This window comes from Streptomyces sp. URMC 123, assembly GCF_051386515.1.
Classification (GTDB): domain Bacteria; phylum Actinomycetota; class Actinomycetes; order Streptomycetales; family Streptomycetaceae; genus Streptomyces.
This window is the reverse complement of sequence record NZ_JBPQTV010000775.1, coordinates 1-263: the sequence shown is the minus strand read 5'-3', so window position 1 is coordinate 263 and position 263 is coordinate 1. Positions and strand designations below refer to the sequence as shown.

General features: G+C 82.5%; 1 pseudogene. It reads right to left on the bottom strand.

What is annotated here, in order from left to right:
- Positions 1 to 263 (bottom strand): annotated as a pseudogene (locus ACSNOD_RS31960) (hypothetical protein); the annotation flags it as partial.

Genomic DNA, 263 nt, shown 5'->3' with positions numbered 1-263 from the left:
CCGGCCGTCGCGGCCACGGCGGCCGCGAGCAGGGTCCAGCCGCCCGTCCACACCGCGCCGCGCGGCGCGCCGGGTGCGGTGGCGCGCGGGGGCTCCTTGGTGAAGGGGCCGGCGTGCGGGCCCCACAGATAGCTCGTCCCGGTGGGGCCGCTGGTGCCGTCCTTGGTGAGGGGGGCGCGCCACCAGGACGGGCCGCCCGGGGCGGGCGGCGCCTGGGCCTCGGGGGGCGCCCAGCCGAGGCTTCTCTCGGCGAGGGGTGCGGG